This is a genomic window from Hyphomonas oceanitis SCH89 (genome assembly GCF_000685295.1).
Taxonomy (GTDB): Bacteria; Pseudomonadota; Alphaproteobacteria; order Caulobacterales; family Hyphomonadaceae; genus Hyphomonas; species Hyphomonas oceanitis.
Genome location: NZ_ARYL01000001.1, coordinates 61,224 through 78,177, shown reverse-complemented (window position 1 = coordinate 78,177; position 16,954 = coordinate 61,224). Strand labels below are relative to the sequence as shown.

At 60.1% G+C, this 16,954-nt stretch carries 17 protein-coding genes and 2 tRNA genes; 13 read left to right on the top strand and 6 right to left on the bottom strand.

The genetic code is table 11. The annotated features are described in order from the left end of the window. Window positions 1-33: 33 nt before the first annotated feature. The 5 genes from HOC_RS00385 to HOC_RS00365 all read left to right on the top strand — a co-directional run bounded on the left by HOC_RS00385 (window position 34) and on the right by HOC_RS00365 (window position 3,974). Window positions 34-807, top strand: a complete 774-nt coding sequence (locus tag HOC_RS00385; protein ID WP_084146051.1) for an enoyl-CoA hydratase — start codon at window positions 34-36, stop codon at window positions 805-807. Window positions 808-825: 18 nt separating this feature from the next. Next, complete coding sequence (locus HOC_RS00380) at window positions 826-2,037, top strand: acetyl-CoA C-acetyltransferase (protein WP_035534637.1); 1,212 nt, start codon at window positions 826-828, stop codon at window positions 2,035-2,037. A 61-nt stretch (window positions 2,038-2,098) separates the two neighbouring features. Further along, window positions 2,099-2,185, top strand: a tRNA-Leu gene (locus HOC_RS00375). A 201-nt stretch (window positions 2,186-2,386) separates the two neighbouring features. Next, window positions 2,387-2,926: an MlaC/ttg2D family ABC transporter substrate-binding protein gene (locus HOC_RS00370; RefSeq protein WP_084146050.1), complete on the top strand. Its 540-nt coding sequence runs from the start codon at window positions 2,387-2,389 to the stop codon at window positions 2,924-2,926. 124 nt (window positions 2,927-3,050) lie between these two features. Further along, on the top strand, window positions 3,051-3,974 hold the full coding sequence (locus tag HOC_RS00365; protein ID WP_035534634.1) for a class 1 fructose-bisphosphatase: 924 nt from the start codon (window positions 3,051-3,053) through the stop codon (window positions 3,972-3,974). A gap of 21 nt (window positions 3,975-3,995) precedes the next feature. Here the strand turns inward: HOC_RS00365 and ald are convergent, their stop codons facing one another. From ald to HOC_RS00345, 4 genes are all read right to left on the bottom strand, one after another. Next, a complete protein-coding gene (gene ald / locus HOC_RS00360; protein WP_035534631.1) occupies window positions 3,996-5,111 on the bottom strand; it encodes an alanine dehydrogenase in 1,116 nt (371 codons plus the stop codon). A gap of 62 nt (window positions 5,112-5,173) precedes the next feature. Then, complete coding sequence (locus tag HOC_RS00355) at window positions 5,174-6,973, bottom strand: cation:proton antiporter domain-containing protein (protein ID WP_051624375.1); 1,800 nt, start codon at window positions 6,971-6,973, stop codon at window positions 5,174-5,176. Window positions 6,974-7,152: 179 nt separating this feature from the next. After that, window positions 7,153-7,827: a TorF family putative porin gene (locus HOC_RS00350; protein ID WP_035534629.1), complete on the bottom strand. Its 675-nt coding sequence runs from the start codon at window positions 7,825-7,827 to the stop codon at window positions 7,153-7,155. A 175-nt stretch (window positions 7,828-8,002) separates the two neighbouring features. Further along, the gene (locus tag HOC_RS00345; RefSeq protein ID WP_035534627.1) at window positions 8,003-8,818 is read right to left on the bottom strand and encodes an SDR family NAD(P)-dependent oxidoreductase; all 816 of its coding nucleotides are present in this window, start codon (window positions 8,816-8,818) and stop codon (window positions 8,003-8,005) included. A gap of 158 nt (window positions 8,819-8,976) precedes the next feature. On the opposite strand from HOC_RS00345, the gene HOC_RS00340 reads away from it, so the two are divergent. Together HOC_RS00340 and HOC_RS00335 are read left to right on the top strand one after the other, a co-directional pair. Further along, complete coding sequence (locus tag HOC_RS00340; RefSeq protein WP_035534625.1) at window positions 8,977-9,924, top strand: hypothetical protein; 948 nt, start codon at window positions 8,977-8,979, stop codon at window positions 9,922-9,924. Between the two features lie 19 nt (window positions 9,925-9,943). After that, on the top strand, window positions 9,944-10,390 hold the full coding sequence (locus HOC_RS00335) for an ion channel (protein WP_035534623.1): 447 nt from the start codon (window positions 9,944-9,946) through the stop codon (window positions 10,388-10,390). Here HOC_RS00335 and HOC_RS00330 read toward each other — a convergent pair. Beyond that, on the bottom strand, window positions 10,387-11,355 hold the full coding sequence (locus tag HOC_RS00330; RefSeq protein WP_035534620.1) for a hypothetical protein: 969 nt from the start codon (window positions 11,353-11,355) through the stop codon (window positions 10,387-10,389). The two genes, HOC_RS00335 and HOC_RS00330, sit on opposite strands and share 4 nt — an antisense overlap. Window positions 11,356-11,501: 146 nt before the next feature. Between HOC_RS00330 and HOC_RS00325 the strand changes: the two genes are divergently transcribed. The 4 genes from HOC_RS00325 to HOC_RS00310 all read left to right on the top strand — a co-directional run bounded on the left by HOC_RS00325 (window position 11,502) and on the right by HOC_RS00310 (window position 15,603). Next, window positions 11,502-13,505 (top strand): acetyl-CoA carboxylase biotin carboxylase subunit, encoded by a 2,004-nt coding sequence (locus HOC_RS00325; protein ID WP_035534618.1) that lies wholly within the window; start codon window positions 11,502-11,504, stop codon window positions 13,503-13,505. Window positions 13,506-13,598: 93 nt separating this feature from the next. Beyond that, complete coding sequence (locus HOC_RS20875) at window positions 13,599-14,135, top strand: DUF805 domain-containing protein (protein WP_051624374.1); 537 nt, start codon at window positions 13,599-13,601, stop codon at window positions 14,133-14,135. 140 nt (window positions 14,136-14,275) lie between these two features. Continuing rightward, complete coding sequence (locus tag HOC_RS00315; RefSeq protein WP_035534616.1) at window positions 14,276-14,812, top strand: DUF805 domain-containing protein; 537 nt, start codon at window positions 14,276-14,278, stop codon at window positions 14,810-14,812. 23 nt (window positions 14,813-14,835) lie between these two features. Then, window positions 14,836-15,603 carry a hypothetical protein gene (locus HOC_RS00310; protein WP_156950321.1) on the top strand — a complete coding sequence of 256 codons (768 nt, stop codon included), beginning with the start codon at window positions 14,836-14,838 and terminating at the stop codon, window positions 15,601-15,603. On the opposite strand, the gene lipB is transcribed toward HOC_RS00310, so the two are convergent. Next, window positions 15,588-16,286 carry a lipoyl(octanoyl) transferase LipB gene (gene lipB, locus HOC_RS00305; protein WP_035534612.1) on the bottom strand — a complete coding sequence of 233 codons (699 nt, stop codon included), beginning with the start codon at window positions 16,284-16,286 and terminating at the stop codon, window positions 15,588-15,590. The genes HOC_RS00310 and lipB overlap by 16 nt on opposite strands. Window positions 16,287-16,372: 86 nt before the next feature. On the opposite strand from lipB, the gene HOC_RS00300 reads away from it, so the two are divergent. Together HOC_RS00300 and HOC_RS00295 are read left to right on the top strand one after the other, a co-directional pair. After that, window positions 16,373-16,457: transfer RNA gene (locus HOC_RS00300), tRNA-Leu, on the top strand. Between the two features lie 112 nt (window positions 16,458-16,569). Then, window positions 16,570-16,815, top strand: coding sequence for a hypothetical protein (locus tag HOC_RS00295; protein WP_035534610.1), 246 nt, complete (start codon window positions 16,570-16,572; stop codon window positions 16,813-16,815). Window positions 16,816-16,954 lie beyond the last annotated feature (139 nt).

Here is a 16,954-nt window from a genome sequence, read left to right as displayed (position 1 = left end):
CACCGCCAACAGATATCAGAAGGAGACGGCATCATGGCCGAGAACATTATCCAGGTTGAGCGCGATGGCGCGGTCGCCATTGTCACGCTGAACCGGCCGGATGCGCTGAACGCGCTCAGCCGTGCGCTGCGCACGGAGATTTCCCGTGTCTTCATGGAGCTGAAGGGCGATCCTGATATCCGCGCTGTTGTCCTGACGGGCGCAGGCCGCGCCTTCACGGCGGGCGTCGATCTGAAAGAGGCGGGCGAGACCGGTTTTGCCCTCGGCGCGGACGGTGGTTCGATTGATATCGCCAAGGCGATCGGCGAATATCCGTGGCCGGTAATCGGTGCGATCAACGGCTTTGCGATTACCGGCGGTTTCGAGCTTGCCCTTATGTGCGATGTGCTTCTGGCGTCCGAGAATGCGAAGTTCGCCGATACGCATGCTCGCGTCGGCATCATGCCGGGCTGGGGGCTGTCGCAGAAACTGTCCCGCCTGATCGGCACGAGCCGGGCCAAGGAACTGTCTTTCACCGGTAACTTCCTCGATGCCGACACAGCTGAACGCTGGGGCCTCGTCAATCGCGTCTACAAGGCCGACGAGCTGCTTCCTGCCGCGCGCAAGATGGCGCATGAGATGACAAGTTGTGATCCGGTCCTGCTGCGCGGATACAAGAAGATGATTGATGACGGGTTCGCCATGCCATTCGGCGAGGCCCTGAAGGAAGAGGTCCGCCGCTCGGCTGCGCATGCCGCCAGCGTCACCGCGGAAAGCGTCGAGGCGGCCCGCAAGAAAGTCACCGAGCGCGGCCGCGGCCTGAACTAGAAGACTGAGGAAACACCAATGAGAGACGTCGTAATCTGTGAGCCCGTTCGCACGGCTGTGGGTGGCTTTGGCGGGGCCTACAAAACCGTTCATGCCCATGAGCTGGCGAGCCACGTGATCCGCGAACTCATGGCGCGGACCAATGTGCCGGCCGAGGCGGTCGAGGACTGCTTGTTCGCGCAATGCTATCCAACCATGGAAGCACCAGCCTTCGGGCGGATGGTGGCGCTGGACGCTGGCCTCACCACGACAACGGGCGGCTACCAGATCGACCGGCGCTGCGGTTCCGGATTGCAGGCCGTTATCAATGCCGTGATGCAGGTTGCAACCGGGGCGAACGATCTTGTCATCGCGGGCGGGGCAGAGAGCATGTCCAATGCGCCTTTCTTCTCGATCGACATGCGCTGGGACATCAAGGGCGATGGCCTGATGCTGCAGGATGGTCTGTCGCGCGGGCGCTACACTGCGGGCGGCAAGTACCACCCGGTTCCGGGCGGCATGATCGAGACGGCAGAAAACCTGCGTCGCGACTACGAGATCACACGCGAAGCGCAGGACGAATTTGCGCTGGCTTCGCATCAGAAGGCGGCGGCGGCCCAGAAGGCAGGCAAGTTCGCTGACGAGATCGTGCCCTTCACCGTGAAAGGCCGCAAGGGTGACACGGTTGTGGCAGAAGACGAGCATATCCGCCCAGACTCCACGCTTGAGAAGCTGTCGTCACTTCGGGCCATCCGGGGCAAGGCGGATCCGGATGCGACCGTTACGGCGGGCAATGCATCGGGCCAGAATGACGGTGCGGCGGCCTGCATCGTCTGTACGCGCGAGGCGGCGGAGAAATATGGGCTGAAGCCGCTTGGGCGGCTGGTTTCCTGGTCTGTGGCCGGGGTTGGTCCGGAAGTCATGGGCATCGGTCCAGTGCCTTCCACACAGAAGGCGCTGAAGCAGGCGGGTATCGAGATCAAGGATCTGGACGTGATCGAGCTGAACGAGGCCTTTGCCTCTCAAGTTCTGGCCTGCACCAAGGCGCTGGGCTTCACCGATGGCGACATGGAAAGGCTCAATCCCAATGGATCGGGCATTTCGCTGGGCCACCCGGTGGGAGCAACGGGCGTCCGGATCCTGACAACCCTCCTGCGGGAGATGGATCGGCAGGAAGCGCGTTACGGTCTGGAAACCATGTGTATCGGTGGCGGGCAGGGCCTCGCTGCCGTGTTTGAACGGGTTTCCTGACAGTCTCGGGCCGGGCTGGCGCTTGCCAAGCCCGGCGGCGACGAATACTCACAAACGGCACGCGGGCGTGGCGAAATTGGTATACGCAAGGGACTTAAAATCCCTCGGCCGCAAGGCCTTGCCGGTTCAAGCCCGGCCGCCCGCACCATGCATTATGGCCCATAGGCACTGTATCCAAAATATCACATTTTGCGGAATCTGAGGCTTTCTGCCCCTGATCGGCCCGGATTCGGCTTCGATCCCCCCATGCAAACTGGGAATGACACCTATATAGCCCTCAACGGAACCAATCGGGCCCGGAAGACATATCTACAGAGCGGATCGGGATAATCTGACTCGAAGGACAAACATGATGCTACGCTCACTTATCGTCTCTACCAGTTTCGCCCTGATGGCGCTCTCGGCGCAGGCCAGCCCTGAGGCTGAAGCCCTGATTGCGGGAACCGCCACGCAGATTTCCAACGCGGAAGCCAGCGAGAGCACAATCAAGCAGGCAGTGGACATTGATGCCATCGCGAACTTCACGCTTGGCAAATATTCGCGCCGGGTCAGCGATACCGACAAGACACGCTTCAAGAGCGCATTCGAGAAATTCCTCGTCGGCACGTTCCAGGACCAGAAGAACAAGCTCAAGAATGCGACGGTCGAGGTGATCGGCTCTGTTGATCGCAATGACAAGGATTCCGTCGTTGAGACCCGCGTCACCCAAGAAGGTGAAGACCCCCAGACCGTCCGCTGGCGCGTAATTGAGCGCAATGGCGAATGGCGTGTCGTTGACGTTGAAGTGCTTGGCCTCTGGCTCGCCATCGAGCAACGCGCCCAGATCGCGGCCATTCTCGACAAGCCGCGCGCCACCATTGATGACGCGATTGCCGCTCTGGATTCCTGAGCCAAACGGCTTCAATGCCATAAAATACATAAGGGCGTCAGCGCAGCTGGCGCCCTTATCTTATTGTGATGCAGCGTTGATTGGGGCAGTTTCCCAGCAACATTATCAGGGGACCCATTCGACAATGTCTTTGAACTTCAAGAGCCAGCTCCAGAATCTGGATGGAATTTACGCCGCCTTGTTTTCCGCTGCGGAGGTCATTTACGCCGAGCTCAAGAAAGGCGCAGGACTGAAGTTTGCGACATCCAGCAACGAGTCCGGCGACGACCAGATCGAGCTGGACGTGATTGCTGACGAAGCCTTCTTTGATGCGCTCAAGAGCGATGGCAATGTCAGATACGTCGTGTCTGAAGAGCGGCCGGGCCTGAACAAGATTTCGGACGGCCGCTACAGCGTGGCTCTCGATCCGCTGGACGGCTCCAAGTCCGCATTGGTGGGCATTCCTTCAGGTGCCATTTTCGGCATTTTCGAGAATGCTGAAGTTGCCAGGGACTTCAACGGCAAGAACATTGTCAGCGGCGGATTCTTCGTCTTTGGTATGAACCTCGAAGCCTACTTTGCGGATGGCGACAAGGTCTACAAGGGCATCTTTAACCAGGACACGTCCGAGTGGAAGGTTCTGCCGATTGAAGGTGGATTGCCGACAGCTGATGTCTTGGCGATTAACGGCCAGAACCAGATGGTTTGGGACGGATGGCTACAGGCGCATTATGCGGACCTACTCAGCACGCACAACGGAACGGCCAAACCCCACAATATGCGTTGGTACGCGTCCATGGTTTCAGACATGAAGCGCATGGTCCTGCAAGGCGGTCTGTTTGTTTATCCACGCGCCAACATCAAGGGCTATGAAGAGGGCAAGCTTCGCCTCGTCTATGAGGCAATTCCCATGTCATTCCTCATCGCCGCCATGGGCGGGTCTTCGACGGATGGCGACCAGTCGATTCTCAAGGTTCCTGTTGAATCCCTGCACCAGAAGACGCCTGTCTTCATCGGGGAGAAAAGCAAGATTGAGCGGGTCGAAGCCGCCAAGAGAAACCACGCTTAACTCAATGCGCTCTGGTCCGGACTAGGCCGTCAGCCAGTCCGGACGGACATAGGGCTCGCCGAGGTCGTGGGCGACGGCCTGATGCGCGATCTTGCCGGCATCGACGGTTAGGCCATGGGCAAGGTGTGGGTTTTCGTTGATCGCCGCGCGCGCCCCTTTGTTGGCGATCTGCAGGACGAAGGGCAGCGTCGCATTGTTGAGCGCATAGGTGGACGTACGCGGCACGGCGCCGGGCATGTTGGCGACACAATAGTGCAGGATGCCGTCGACGTCATAGATCGGGTCTTCGTGGGTCGTTGCGTGGCTTGTCTCGAAACAGCCGCCCTGGTCGATGGCGATGTCGACCAGCACAGCGCCCGGCTTCATCGTTTTCAGTTGCTCGCGGCTGATGAGCTTGGGGGCTGATGCGCCCGGGATCAGGACAGCGCCAATGATGAGATCGGCATCCCTGATCGCTTCGCCAAGCGAGTGGGCTGTCGAATACATGGTCTTGAGGCTGCCGCGGAACTGTTCGTCGAGTTCGGCGAGGCGATTGTTGTTCCGGTCGAAAATGGTGACGTCGGCGCGCATGCCGACAGCGATTTCGGCTGCATGCGTGCCCGAGACACCGCCGCCAATTATGACGACTTTCGAGGGCATGACGCCTGGTACGCCGCCGAGCAGGATGCCCCGTCCGCGCTTGGTGCGCATGAGCGCCCATGCGGCGACCTGGAGCGACATGCGACCCGCGACCTGGCTCATCGGGCGGAGCAGTGGCAGGCCGCCTTCATCATCAGTCACGGTCTCATAGGCGATGGCCAGGCAGCCGGAATCCATGAGCCCCTTGGCCTGCACAGGGTCTGGCGCCAGGTGGAGATAGGTGAAAATCGTGTGGTCCGGTGTGAGACGGGCGGTTTCCTCAGGCTGGGGCTCCTTGACCTTCACGATCAGTTCGCTGTCAGCGAATACGGCTGCGGCGTCAGGCAGGATGGTGGCGCCGACCATGGTGTACGCTTCGTTTGCGAAGCCTGAGCCGAGCCCGGCCCCGGACTGCACGTTCACATGATGACCTGCGCGAACAATTTCGCTGACACTTTCAGGTGTCAGGCCGACACGGGATTCCTGTTTCTTGATTTCCGTTGGGACGCCAATACGCATAATGGTTCTCCTTGGGGCAGGATATGCCTATATACCCCCGTCTTGTGGAATCCTAGTCTGCTTCATGCCGCTTCGTCGATGATCTCTTCGACATCGATTTTTTCTTCCACACGGGAGCTGTCACCAATCGCGAAGCGCTCGGCCTCTTCCTCCATCCATTCCCGCACTTCCGGTTCTGGCACGTCGAGCGTGAGCAGAATGTCGGCCACCATTTCGATGCCCTTGGGCTGGCCGCCAGCAAGGTGGGCGCGCACGCCGATGTCGAGATAGCGCTCAAGGTCGAGCCGGGAGTCGACGGCCACGAAGCGCTTCAGGTCCGGGAAGCGCCGGGTGATCGTGGGCGTCACCTCGCGCGAAACTTCGTACCGTGCAAAGCCGAGCACGACCGCGCGGGCATTGCTGCCGCCGACGGCCTCGACGAGCTTCATATTGCTCGCATCGCCAAAGGAGACCTTGTAGCCATCGGCCACGGCCGCAAGGAAGCGGTCCGGGTCTCCCTCAAGCGCGATATAGGGAATGTCGTGGTCGACCAGCGCGTCGATGGCGAGTCGTCCGGCGGAAGACATGCCGATGACGATGACGGGCCGGTCGGAGATGGACGTGGCCGAGGTTTCGATGGCGGTCTTGCTGCGCTCAGCCAATTTTCGCGAGAGGCGTACGCCGAGGGCGGCCCAGGTAGGCGCGAGCGCCAGGGACAGTGCGACGGCGGCGACGATACTACTCATCACGCCGGAAGACAGGCCGGCCACAATGGCGCCCAGCGACAGGACAACGAGGGTGAATTCCGAGCCTTGCGCGAGCAGGAAGGCCATTTGTGTGGCGCCCGGCACGCTCCATTTGTTCAGGCGGGCGGCGACATAGCCGAGGGCGGTTTTCATGACGAGTATGCCAGCGGCGCTGAGGATCACGAGCGGCAGATGGGACAGAAGGGCAGGTACATCGATGGAGAGGCCGACGCTGATGAAGAAGAAGGACAGAAGCAGCCCGCGGAACGGTCCCATCTCGGTCTGCACCTGGTGGCGGAAGGGTGTGCCGGAGACCGCAAGGCCTGCCAGGAAGGCCCCAAGCGTCAGCGACAAGCCGATGATGGCCGTGGCGCAGGCGGCTGCCAGCACGAGAAGCAGGGTAAAGGCGGTGAACGCTTCGGCATTGCGGGTGGCAACGAGCGTGCGAAAGACGGGGTTGATCAGGTATTTGCCGGCCAGAAGTGCGGCGCAGAAGGCAATAACCGTTTGCACGACCGAGAGGCCGAGGGCGGCATAGAGCGGCACGCTGGCGCCGCCAAGCAGATAGTCGGAGACAAGTCCGGCGAGTCCCTGTGCACCCACCTCGGAATTGCCCAGCGAACTGGCAAATATCATCAGGAAGATGGCGACAATGTCCTGAAAGATGAGGACGTGCGTGGCGGAGCGGCCAATAGGACAGGAGTTCTGCTCGCGCTCGGTAAGGATGCGGGCGACGACGGCCGTGGATGAGAGACCGAGACTGAGACCGACGGCGAGCGCGATGGCCCAGTCCACGCCGATCATGGCTAGCGCGGCGGCAGCGATCAGTCCGGTAAAGAAGAGGTGCATTGGCGCGAGGCGCAGGAGGTCGCGCCGGCTTTCATTCAGCTCGCGCAGGGAGACGTGCATGCCAATGTCGAACAAGAGGAACACGACGCCCAGCTCTGCCAAGAGGTGCGTGGCGCTGCTTTCCTGGATCAGGCCTAGAACGCTGGGTCCGATCAGGATGCCGACAATCAGGTATCCCACGATAGGGCTGAGCCGGAGCGCTTTCGATGCCAGGGCGGCAGCCGCGCCAAAGCCGAGAAGTGTGATTGCGGGAACCAATGCCTCGACTGGGGTCAGTTCTGCGGCCATGCGTCGTTCACGTCTCCTGTTGATGGGGAAGCCCCCGCGGGCCTTCGTAGAACCTAGTGCGTCCGAGGCAGAATTACAAAGGCCGCCAAGTCCATTTTGGACTGGCGGCCTTCACCTTGCTGCGCGTGGGGAGGGCAATCAACTCCACACACAGTACGGGAGGAAGATATTCCCTTGCCTTAGAGGCTCTTCGAAAGTGTCAGCACGAAGCGGTCGTCAGAGATGTCGACATCATCAACATCGGTGCCCCAGTAGCGCAGGTCGACGTCGATACCGACCGGTGTGCTATACGTGCCGCCGAGTGACCAGTTGGTGTAGTCGCCGCCACCGTCGAAGCTGTAATTACCAACGCTGGCGTCGATCGACAGAGCGTCGGTCAGGCCATAGCCAGCAGTTGCGTTCAGGTAGACGTTCTGGTTGTCCGGATCCCAATAGGCTTCGCCGCCGATGGCGAGACCGCTGGCGAATTCATAGCCAAGGGCGCCCTTGATTTCGAGGAAGTCGAGATCGGATTCATCTGCATCCGGGTAGGCGTAGTAGATCACGCCAACATCCCAGCTGATGCCGCTCTCGAGCGCACCGGCAAAGCCGCCGTAGAAGTCAGCTTCGATATTGGTGTCGGAAGCGTCACCGAAATCGACATTCGACGCCCATGTGCCGACGTAGAAGTTGCCGTTGGCATAGTCGAAGCCGCCCTGGATGGCAGGATCTTCGTTGGACTGTGAGACGCCGCGCCAGACATAGTCTGACGTCATGGCTACGTTTCCTGACCATTCACCTTCAGCCATGGCGGTGCCCGTCGTAGCTAGAAGAGCAACAAGGGCGACCCCCGCCCGTGATACCTTGGTTTTCATTGTTAGTACCCCGTTTTCAAACCGCTCCTTATTTGGAGCGCGAGACCGAGGATTGCGCGCGATTCCGCACGTTTCGAACCAAATTCTCTATCAAGGATAGACTGACGTCCGAACGCTGAACTTTTGTGCATCGGCCAATTGGATATGCCTAAGTATCGGGCGTTTGGTGAGATGCTCACCGGGCAGACAATGGGGCGTATCCAAGGTGCATTCCGGCGTCCACGAGCAGGGTTTCGCCGGTGATGTGGCGTGAAGCATCGGTCAGGAAAAACACGGCTGAATCGGCAATGTCGTCCGGCCCGCTCGCGACATGAAGGGGCGTTGACGCAGCGACACCTGCTTCCATTTTCGTGTACTGATCAGCGCTCATTTCGTCCTTGAACCAACGGGTGCCAATGAAGCCCGGGCACACCGCGTTGACGCGGATGGCAGGCGCCAGTGCGCGCGCGAGGGAAAGCGTCATCGTGTTCAGTGCGCCCTTGGTGGCGGCATAGGCAACGGACGACCCGATTCCCGTAACGCCTGCAATGGAAGAGACGTTCAGAACAGCTGCTGCGCGTCCGGCCTGCGAATAGGTCGCCGCCAACAAGTCGCGGCAGGCCTGCATCATCAAGAACGGGCCGACGACATTGACTGCATATGTGTCGAGGAAGTCTTCCTTGCTCAATGCGTTGAGGTCCGAATGATCCCGGGCGTGGCGCGTGATGCCTGCATTGTTCACCAGTATGTCGAGACGGCCGTGCGCATTGGCGGCGTCTGCGAGCTTCTGGCAGCCTTCTTCGGTGGAAACGTCTGCCTGCACGAGCCGCGCCTGCGAGCCCAATGCCTGACAGTCTGCAACAGTGGCCTCGCCATCTGCGACGGATCGGCTGCAATTAATGATTACTTCTGCGCCGCGCTCGGCAAGCTTCAGTGCAATGGACCGGCCTAGCCCTGTTGCAGAGCCCGTAACGACTGCTGTGCGTCCGGAAAGATCACGAAGTTCTGCCATGTGAGGTCCACCCTTGGTTTTCATATTGTTGGGTGACCTGAAGAAGCCTGCCGCCGCGGAAAGTCAAGTTGCGCCACAAATCGAATTCGTGACAAAGCCGTCAACAAACCGGAAACTGTTGCAAATTATACAGGATCATCAAGTTGGAGGCTTGGTGCATGGATCAGGGGTTCGAGGGACTGCTCGCTCAGATCACTGGCGTTATGAAACTGTCTGAAGAAGACGCGCACCGCATTTCAACCGAACTTTACCGAGGCGGCGTAAAATCGCTGACCGATGGGGCCGCCCTGTTCGACATCAATGCCCGCCTCGCCGGAAGCGACACGACTTGGGATCGGCTGTTCGTCAGTGCCGTGCGTGACTATGTTCTTCTCCATAGCGATCCCCGCAACTGGGTCACCGAAGACGAAGCCGACTGGCTGATCGAGCAGATTGACCGTCAGGGCATTTGCCCGATTGCCTCGGAAATAGACCTTCTGTTGCAGATCATGCGCTATGCCGAAGGCGTGCCGGACCGGCTCGGCTATTTTACGCTGAAAGTGGCCTGTGACCGCATTTCTCAACTTGGCAAGGCGACAGCCGAGGATGTCGAGCGGGTTCGCCGGGCGCTGATCGTGCCGGCTGGCGAGGGGGCAGGCTGGGTCACTGGCGCCGAGGCCGAGCTGCTGGTGCGCACCAATGACAAGATCGGCTTTGCAGCCAATGATCCGTCATGGAACGACCTGTTTGCCCGCGCGATTGCCAACCATCTCATGGCGCGTGCTCATCCCGAACCAAAGTCTGAGACATCCATACTTTCGCGCGATCACTGGATTGGCGACATGCGGCCCGAGCCGGGCACCTTTCTTGAGGATGTGCGTGCGGGTTTTTCAGAAGGCGGATGGTTTGCACCAATCAGCCAGAGCGAAGACCGGGCAGAGGCAGCACGCCGCGCAGCCCATGCCGCCGCCCGCCGCGAAGCCGATATAAGTACGGAAGACGAAGCCTCGTGGTTTCTCAAATGCGTCGGCGAGGAAAAATCTGTCAGCCTGGCCGAACGGGCGCTGATTGATTTCCTGAAGCTTGAAGCCCCGGGTTTTACGCAAGGACTTGCCGTAGCATCCTGATCGCTTAACGGTGGGTTCCATGCTCTGGCTAAACCTTCTTGTTGCGAGCGGCATGGTCACGCTGACTTTCACAATCCACTTCGTGGGCCTTGTCGTGTTATCTGCCATACTGCGCGAGCGGCGGGTGCATCCGGTCAACCTGACCTCGGTTTTCGGGCAGGGCGTCTCTATCCTGTTCGTTGTCATCAGCCTGTTCGGTCTGCATTCGGTACAGATATGGACCTATGCCTTTGCCTATCTGGGCCTTGGCCAGTTCAGTGGACTGGAGGAGGCGTTGTACTTTTCGACCTCCGCTTTCACGACGGTTGGGTTTGGCGACGTCGTGCTCGGCGATGACTGGCGTATGCTCGGCGCGGCAGAGGCCGCCAACGGTTTTCTGCTGATTGGCTGGTCGACGGCCTTCCTCGTGGCCGTCACGGCCCGCGTCAGGGCCTTTGAAGCGGATATCGAAAAGCTCGAGGACTAGGCCCGGCTGGCTCGGAAAAGGCGTGTGCCGCCGACGGCCAGTCCCACCAGAATGACACCGCCGACGACAAGGCTGCCCGGATTGGCGCCCAGCAGTTCGAAATACTGGGTGTAGAAGTGAATCGACAGGAAGACGATCGATAGCGTCGAGAGAAAGCCACCGCGCCGGGCTTTCACGATCATGGCGATCAGAAATGCCGCCCAACCGAGCGTGAAGACCTCGTCAGGGATGTCGATCGCCTGCGCCTCCCAGTTCTGACGGGCGCGCCATTCGTCCGGCGCTAACCAGTGCTGGCCGATGTGGTCGCCCCAGAGCGAACCGACCCAGAAGGCGAAATTGACCATGAAAAGCGATGTGCGCGCCGCGATGGTGGCGAGGCTTTCATAGGCGTCCGCGAGCTCGCCGCGCAAAGCATAGAACCCGGCTGTCAGGGCGCCGAACAAGAGGATGGTCAGTGTCGGCTCCTCAACGAAGATGCCATAGCTGGCATGCCAGTAGCCTGTGCCTGAGCCCAGCGTTGCGCCGAGGGCGAGCACAGCGGGCGCCACGAGGAAGGGCGAACGGTACCAGATGGCCGCCGCACCCAGCACCCCCGCGATGGCCAGCGTCGGGTAGAGCGACTCTGCCGATTCGCGGAACTCCCATCCGATCCAGCCAGCAAGACCGAGCGCCCCCATCAGGGTGAGCCCGGCGCCGAGGACTTTCAGTGAGGCGTCGACATCTATGCGTCGCAAGGCCTCAGCCCCGCCAAGCGCGGTCAGCGCAAGCATAAGGCCCGTGGCCGGATTGGGTACAAGTGCGATCGTTCCCGCAGCGACCGAGAGCGCCCCGAAGATCAGGAGCAGGTTGATGAACAGGCTGCCCTTCCGGTCTGGCAGGGCAAAGCCTTTCAGGCGTGTGGCCTCTTCGGGTGAGATTTGCCCTTCATTTACGAGGGCTTCCAGGTCGAGACGAATGAATTGCATGTGAACGCTCACTATCTATTGTGAGCGTTTGCTAACATGCGTAGCTGGTTCTGGCAAGCCAATTTGACGCTTGGGCAGTGTGGACAAGAGCGAGCCCGCAGCTTAACTCGAACCCGATATGAATTGCCAAACAGGCCAGGGGTGAAATGTTCAAGAAGATTCTGATAGCCAACCGCGGCGAAATTGCTGTTCGCGTGATCAAGACATGCCGCCGCCTGGGCGTGAAAACTGTGGTCGTTTATTCCGATGCCGACGCTGGCTCGATGGCCGTGGAGATGGCCGATGAGACGGTCCATATCGGCGGCTCGCCAGCGTCTGAATCCTACCTCGTGGCCGACAAGATCATCGACGCGGTGAAGAAGACCGGCGCCGAGGCCATCCACCCAGGCTTTGGTTTCCTTTCCGAGAACCCGGCTTTCGCCAAACGTCTCGAAAAAGAGGGAATCGGCTGGATCGGCCCGAACGCACACGCCATCGAAGCCATGGGCGACAAGATTTCATCGAAGAAGCTGGCTGCTGAAGCCGGCGTGTCGACCGTGCCGGGCCATATGGGCCTGATCGAGGACACGAAGGAAGCCGTGAAGATCTCCAAAGAGATCGGCTATCCTGTGATGATCAAGGCGTCGGCTGGCGGCGGCGGCAAGGGCATCCGTGTCGCGGCCAATGACAAGGAAGTCGAAGAAGGCTTCCCGGCCGTGAAGGCGGAAGCCAAGTCCTCTTTCGGCGACGACCGCGTCTTCATCGAGAAATTCATCCTCGAGCCGCGCCACATCGAGATCCAGGTGCTCGGCGACAAACATGGCAACTGCATCTACCTGAATGAACGCGAATGCTCGATCCAGCGCCGTAACCAGAAGGTCATCGAAGAGGCGCCTTCGCCGCTGCTCGATCCCGAAACGCGCAAGAAGATGGGCGAACAGGCTGTCGCGCTTGCCAAGGCTGTGAACTATGACAGCGCTGGCACGGTGGAATTCGTGGCCTCCGGCAAGGACAAGGGCTTCTACTTCCTTGAAATGAACACCCGCCTGCAGGTGGAGCACCCGGTCACCGAGATGATCACCGGCGTCGACCTCGTCGAGCAGATGCTGCTGTCCGCCTATGGCGAGACGATGAAGCTCAAGCAGTCTGATATCGGTATCAATGGCTGGGCCGTCGAAACCCGTGTGTATGCGGAAGATCCGTATCGCAACTTCCTGCCGTCCATTGGCCGCCTCAAGCGCTTCCATCCGCCTGTCGAAGGCAAGCTGGGCAAGGGCGAAGTGCGCATGGACAGCGGTGTGCGCGAAGGCGACGAGATTTCCATGTTCTACGACCCGATGATCGCCAAGCTTATCACTTGGGGCAAGGATCGCGACACGGCGCTCGACACACAGGCCGAAGCGCTCGACCGTTTCTACATTGAAGGCATCCAGGACAATATCCCGTTTATTGCGGCTGTGATGGACGAGAAGCGCTTTCGGTCCGGCAATATCACGACGGCATACATCAAGGACGAATTCCCCGAGGGCTTCCACGGCGTCGAGCCGACGAAGCTGCAGGAGACGCAGCTGATTGCATCTGCCGCTTATGTCCACGGCTTCATGTCGCGCCGCGCGCAGCTGGTCACAGGGCGCATGTCGCCCGTACCGGAAGCACGCAAGGACTGGGTCGTCATCCTGGGCGACAAGCATCATCCGGTGCAACTTGAACTGGGTGAGGATGGTGACGCGCAAATCACGATCAATGGCGGCAAGCCGCATTCGCTGGTGACGAGCTGGGAGCCCGGCCAGCACCTGATCGAGGGCGTGCTGGACGGTAAGTCCTTTGCTGTGAAGTTTGCTGACCGGACCGAAGGCTATCTCTTCCGCCATCGCGGCGTGGCCCTGCGCGCGTTGGTTTGCACGCCAACCGTGGCAGATCTGCATTCGCGCCTGCCCGAGAAGGAAAAGCCGGATACGTCGAAACTCGTCATCTCGCCGATGCCGGGCCTTGTCGTGTCGATGGATGTGGAAGTCGGCCAGGAAGTGCAGGCTGGCGAAGCCGTCTGCGTGGTTGAGGCGATGAAGATGCAGAACATTATCCGCGCAGAAGCAACCGGCACCGTGAAAGCGATCAATGTCGAAGCGGGCGCCAGCGTTGCGGCCGACGAGATCATGGTCGAGTTCGCCTGATCGGTCTGAGTTGATAAGGCAATTATAGGCATTTCACTGGCCCCGGGCCGGTGTTTCCGTTACCCTGCGTGAAGGCCATGCAGGGAGAGCCCCATGAATCTTTATCTCAGCCCGAACGGGCGTATCGACCAGTCCACTTACTGGCGCGGCGTGATCACGCTTTTCGTCATCAGCGCCGTTGTCTCGGTTTTGTCGGCGTTTGTTTCGCCCTTTCTCGGCCTGCTTGGACTTGTCGTCGTGTGGCCGTGGATTGTGCTGCATGTGAAGCGTTTCCATGACGCGGATCAGACCGGCTGGATCACGATCGGCATGGTCGTGCTCGCGATCATCCTGTCGACGGTCCTCAGCTTCATTTTGCCTGCCTTGTTCGGCGTGGATGCCGCGGCCTTACAGGCAGAAATGATGCGCGACATGGAAGATATTTCCTCCAGCAACGATCCGGGCGCGGTACTGGCTGCCAGTATGGAGGCTTCCAAGAAGGTCGCGCAGGCGCAGCTACTCCCGAGCATACTGTCGACCGCTATCGTCACTGGCGTGATCGGCTTTGTGATGAGCCTGTTCAAGTCCACCCCTGGACCGAACAAGTATGGCCCACCGCCTGGCATGGGCGCGGTCGACACATTCGCCTGAGCCAAAGGGCAGTGTGATATGTGACTTTCAAGAGCCGGAGGCCGTCTCCGGCTCTTTTGTCTTGCATGAATTTATCGTTTATTGATAAAAGGCGCTAATATGGGCGCCCAATGGCGTCATACCGAGGAGACTGCCCACTCATGGACGTGCAACATGTCCTGCTCAGCCCCAAGGGCCGTATTGGCTCCAGCGACTTCGGTCGCGGCCTGATCCTGCTCACGGGAATCATGATGCTCGTTCAGATCGCTTCAGCACTCGTCGCGCCAGCTTTCGGCATCCTGCAATACCCGCTGGTATTCTCCTATGTCTGCGTGTTCGGCAAACGGCTGCATGATGGTGGCCGCACGGCGTGGTTCTATCTGGCCTTCCTCGCCGGCTATTTCTTCATCGTCACGGTGGGCAGTGCCTTCCTTCTGCCTGTCCTTTCGCCAGATGCCTTCTCGATGCAGGCGGAATTCCAGAAAGTGGCGCAGTCCGGCGGCATTGCGGCGGCGTTCGAGGCCATGACCCAGGACGCTCAGAAACTCGCGCGGCAATCCGTTCTGACCACGATTGTCACCTTCCTGATCGCCAGCGGTATTCTTGGTCTTATCGGCGGACGGCTGAAGTCTGATCCCTCCAGCAATGTTTATGGCCCGCCAACCGCCAGGTCAGACCAGCCCGGCACATTCTCTTGATGCTTTCGCAGGACACATCACCGATGCAAGATTCTTCCGCCATGATCGACCCGCACCGCCCCTGGATCCTTGATCGCCGTGACGACCCGGCTGCGATGAACTGGATCCAGACCCTGTTCAATCCGATGGGCAAGTCCAGCAAGTTGCATTTCAGCCGGGCGTGGACCTTCATGTTCATGGGGCGCCTGCTGCTCTACATCGTGCCGACCTGTGTGGTGGCTGTGCTGGCCGTGGCAGGCGTGCAGACGGCGATGCTGAACAAGCCGGTCAATCTGGGCCCCGTGCCTGTGCCGACGCTTCTGGTGCCCTTCGTCGTGTTCGTGCTGGTGACCGAGTACACATCCTTCGTGGCGCACCTGCGTAGGCTGGCCGAGGCTGGGCGCTCCACCCTGCTGGCGGGTATTGTGTTGATCCCGCTGATCCTTGCCATGCTGGCCTTTGCAGGCGGCGTGGCAGGTGGCATTGCCCAGCATGAGGCGCAGGTCGCCAAGGTGGCGCTGGAAAAGGAAATTGCTGCCGACCCTGCGAAAGCCGCTGCTGCCAAGGCGGAAGAGAATACGAAAGCACCGCAACGGCGTGCCCCGCCTGCTGAACCGCAGACAGCGCGTCAGATGGCAATTGGTGGTGGCCTCGGCATGGCTATCCCTATCTGGATGCTGGCCTCATTCGGTGCCATGCTTTGGACGCTGCTCTACGTCGCGCGGATGCCGAATGGCGGCGTAGGGGAATTCCACACCGGTAGCCACATTCCGGAAAATGAAGGCCTGCGTCGCCCCTACGAAACCGCCTGAAGCGGACACGGAACGGTCACAAGGCGGCTCGCGAAGACGCGTTCAAAGGCATCGCGCAGGGCGATGTCTACATCGTCCATGCTCGCCGGAATGCCGAGATCGACAAGACTTGTGACCCCATAGCGCGGATCAGCGATGCCGCAGGGCGTTATTCCTGAGAAATGCTCGAGGTCCGGCTCCACGTTCAGCGAAATGCCGTGATAGCTGACCCAGCGTTTCAACCGCACGCCGATCGCGGCGATCTTGTCTTCACGCAATGAGCCACCCGCCTGTGTGCGGTCGACCCAGACGCCGACGCGGCCGTCACGCGGGCCTGCCTCTACATTGAAAGCGGCGAGGGCGGCGATGATCCAAGTCTCGAGGTTCTGCACGAACGCGCGAACGTCGCGTCCACGGGCCGATACGTCGAGCAGCACATAGGCCACCCGCTGGCCGGGGCCGTGATACGTGTACTGGCCGCCACGACCTGCATCAAACACGGGGAAACGATCTGGTGCTTTGAGGTCTTCGACCTTGGCGGAGGTGCCGGATGTGTAGAGCGGCGGATGCTCCAGAAACCAGACGAGTTCGGGCGCTTCGCCCTCCCGAATCGCCCGCGCACGGGCCTCCATAAAGGCGATTGCGGCCTCATATGGTATCGGGGCATTGGAAACGGCCCATTCGACGTCAGGAAATTTCTGCATGATAGGTGGCATATAGGCGATAATCGGGGCTTCACAAAGGTTAGCGCGCGCCTTATACGGCCCGTCTGCCTATTACAGACCAGTGTGCGGTCATGGCGGAATTGGTAGACGCGCAGCGTTGAGGTCGCTGTGGGGCAACCCGTGGAGGTTCGAGTCCTCTTGACCGCACCATCTGGCCCTCTTTTAGGGGCCAGCCTTCCGTGACAATCCGCACATCGCAACCTTTCGGTATGGGTCACGTATGTCTTCCAGCGCTGTGGATAATGCGCGGGGGATTTCGGATATGAGTGATTTTCTTGGATATCTGGCCATGGCGACCGGCATTGTTGCTGCCGTGCTGGTGTCAGCCAATCTCAGCCGCAAGATTACAGGCTATGCCTTTATTGTATTCACGGTCTCGTCGATTGTCTGGGTGATTGTGGGCACTTTCAAAGGCGAGCCGCCGCTGATCATACAGAATGTGGCGCTGACAGCCGTGAATGTGTTCGGCATATATCGCTGGCTCATACGCAAAGAGAAGCCGTCATGAAAAAGCCACCCGGAAGGGCGGCTTTTGTCAGGCCTGAATGCGCTGGTGGGTGGGACCCTGGTAGGTCAGAAGCAGGACTTTACGTCGCCGCAGGCTGGTCGCGAGGCGGGCGCGCTGTGCCACGCATGTCAGCGCACAC

Excerpts from the sequence above, each read along its gene's own strand:
- HOC_RS00370 (WP_084146050.1), top strand. The coding sequence starts at position 2,387 with ATGATGCTACGCTCACTTATCGTCTCTACCAGTTTCGCCCTGATGGCG.
- lipB (WP_035534612.1), bottom strand. The coding sequence starts at position 16,286 with ATGCAGAAATTTCCTGACGTCGAATGGGCCGTTTCCAATGCCCCGATA.
- HOC_RS00325 (WP_035534618.1), top strand. The coding sequence starts at position 11,502 with ATGTTCAAGAAGATTCTGATAGCCAACCGCGGCGAAATTGCTGTTCGC.
- ald (WP_035534631.1), bottom strand. The coding sequence starts at position 5,111 with ATGCGTATTGGCGTCCCAACGGAAATCAAGAAACAGGAATCCCGTGTC.
- HOC_RS00355 (WP_051624375.1), bottom strand. The coding sequence starts at position 6,973 with ATGGCCGCAGAACTGACCCCAGTCGAGGCATTGGTTCCCGCAATCACA.
- HOC_RS00345 (WP_035534627.1), bottom strand. The coding sequence starts at position 8,818 with ATGGCAGAACTTCGTGATCTTTCCGGACGCACAGCAGTCGTTACGGGC.
- HOC_RS00335 (WP_035534623.1), top strand. The coding sequence starts at position 9,944 with ATGCTCTGGCTAAACCTTCTTGTTGCGAGCGGCATGGTCACGCTGACT.
- HOC_RS00315 (WP_035534616.1), top strand. The coding sequence starts at position 14,276 with ATGGACGTGCAACATGTCCTGCTCAGCCCCAAGGGCCGTATTGGCTCC.
- HOC_RS00295 (WP_035534610.1), top strand. The coding sequence starts at position 16,570 with ATGAGTGATTTTCTTGGATATCTGGCCATGGCGACCGGCATTGTTGCT.
- HOC_RS00365 (WP_035534634.1), top strand. The coding sequence starts at position 3,051 with ATGTCTTTGAACTTCAAGAGCCAGCTCCAGAATCTGGATGGAATTTAC.
- HOC_RS00380 (WP_035534637.1), top strand. The coding sequence starts at position 826 with ATGAGAGACGTCGTAATCTGTGAGCCCGTTCGCACGGCTGTGGGTGGC.
- HOC_RS20875 (WP_051624374.1), top strand. The coding sequence starts at position 13,599 with ATGAATCTTTATCTCAGCCCGAACGGGCGTATCGACCAGTCCACTTAC.
- HOC_RS00330 (WP_035534620.1), bottom strand. The coding sequence starts at position 11,355 with ATGCAATTCATTCGTCTCGACCTGGAAGCCCTCGTAAATGAAGGGCAA.
- HOC_RS00385 (WP_084146051.1), top strand. The coding sequence starts at position 34 with ATGGCCGAGAACATTATCCAGGTTGAGCGCGATGGCGCGGTCGCCATT.
- HOC_RS00340 (WP_035534625.1), top strand. The coding sequence starts at position 8,977 with ATGGATCAGGGGTTCGAGGGACTGCTCGCTCAGATCACTGGCGTTATG.
- HOC_RS00350 (WP_035534629.1), bottom strand. The coding sequence starts at position 7,827 with ATGAAAACCAAGGTATCACGGGCGGGGGTCGCCCTTGTTGCTCTTCTA.
- HOC_RS00310 (WP_156950321.1), top strand. The coding sequence starts at position 14,836 with ATGCAAGATTCTTCCGCCATGATCGACCCGCACCGCCCCTGGATCCTT.